The 1,645-nt window shown below is 75.9% G+C and carries 2 protein-coding genes; both read left to right on the plus strand.

All coding sequences use genetic code 11. The features are described from left to right. The coding region (gene murJ / locus AC1DP0_RS21670) for a murein biosynthesis integral membrane protein MurJ (RefSeq protein WP_478088610.1) at nucleotides 1-1,419 on the plus strand (1,419 nt) is incomplete at its 5' end. Then, a partial coding sequence (locus AC1DP0_RS21675; RefSeq protein WP_478088612.1) for a glycosyltransferase occupies nucleotides 1,416-1,645 on the plus strand: 230 nt, incomplete at its 3' end. The genes murJ and AC1DP0_RS21675, both read left to right, overlap by 4 nt.

Here is a 1,645-nt window from a genome sequence, read left to right on the forward strand (position 1 = left end):
GTCGTGCTCGTGCCCCTCGGCGTCGTGGTCGCGCTTGCCGCGGGCCCGATCGCCGGCGCGCTGCTCGGGACGGGATGTGCCGGGGAGGTCGCGCTCGGCACGGAACTGCTGAGGATCTTCGCGGTCCAGGTCCCGCTCTACGGCGTGGCGATCGTCATGGCCGGGGTGCTGCAGGCGCACCACCGGTTCGTCGGCGCGGCTCTCGCGCCCCTGCTGTCGAGCGTCGTCGTCATCGGGACCTACCTCGCCTACCGCGCGCTCGCCGTCGACCCCGCCGCCCCCATCGACGAGGTCCCGCACGGCGCCCTCGTCGTGCTCGGCGTCGGCACGACGCTGGGCGTCGTGGCCCTCGCGCTGCCCCTGCTCGTCCCGGCGCGTCGGGCCGGCCTCCGGCTGCGTCCGCGGCTGCGCTTCCCCGACGGTGTGGGGAGCCGTGTCCGCCTGCTCGCGGTCGCGGGCCTCCTGGCCGTCGCGGGCCAGCAGGTCGCGACGCTCGTCGTCATCCGTCTCGCCAACGACCGCGGCGGGGCCGGCACCCTGAACGTCTACACCTACGCCCAGGCCGTCACCCTGCTGCCGTATGCCGTCCTGGCCGTGCCGCTCGCGACGGCAGCCTTCCCGTCGCTGGCCGGCGCACACGCCGGTCGTGGTGGATCCGTCGCGGCGCCGGGGGAGGCACCGGCGGACCGGGGGCGACCGGCGCACCCGGAGGCCCGGGACGTCGCGGTCGCAACGCTGCGCCGGGCCTGGCTCGCGACCCTGGTCGTGACGCTCCTCGGTGCAGCGACTCTCGTCGCGGTCGCGATCCCCGTCGGTGCCTTCTTCAGCGCCCTGGACGCCGGCTCCGGGTCCGACGCCTCGCTCGAGACCCTGGCGACGATGGGCGACGCGGTGACGCTCTTCGCCCCCTCGGTGGTCGGCCTCGGCGTCATCGGTCTCCTCTCGAGAGCGTCCTACGTGCGCGGGTCGCCGCTGGCTGCAGGCGGCCTCGCCGCGGTGGGCTGGCTCGCCTCGGTGGGGCTGCCGCTCGTCGTGCTCGACGCCTCCGGTGCTGGGGGCCCGGAGACCCTGCGGGCGCTGGCAGCCGGCTCGAGCATCGGTCTCGCCCTCGGAGCGTCGCTGCTCGTCGTGCTGGTCGGGCGGACCTGGGGCTGGCGCGCGCTCTCGCTGCCGGCCCGGCCGCTCGTCGCCGCTCTGACAGCAGCCGTCATCGGCGCCGGGGTCGGACGGGGCGTCGCCTCGTGGCTGTCGGTGCACGGTGTCGGCCAGTCGCTGGGCTCCAGCGTCGTCGTCGGAGTCGGTGTGGGCATCGTGGCCCTCCTCGTCATGGCCGGTCTCGCCGTCACGATCGACCCGTCCGTCGTCACCCGGGTGCGGCGCCCGCGACGAGACCCCGAGGCAGCGGACGTGGTCACATGAGGATCCTCATGGTGCTCGGCCGGTCCGCCGGCGGGGTCGGTGCGCACGTCGACACCCTCGTCGCCGGGCTCCGCGACCTGGGCCACGACGTCGAGATCGTGACGGCGGACGCCACGGCGCAGACCTTCGGCTGGGGGGACGCGCACCGGCTGTGGCCCGTGCACCGCGGCGCGCGCGCCCCCCGCGGTCTCGTGGACTGGCACCGGATCATGCGGTTGGCGGGCAC

This window comes from Terrabacter sp. P5_B1 (assembly GCF_056400505.1).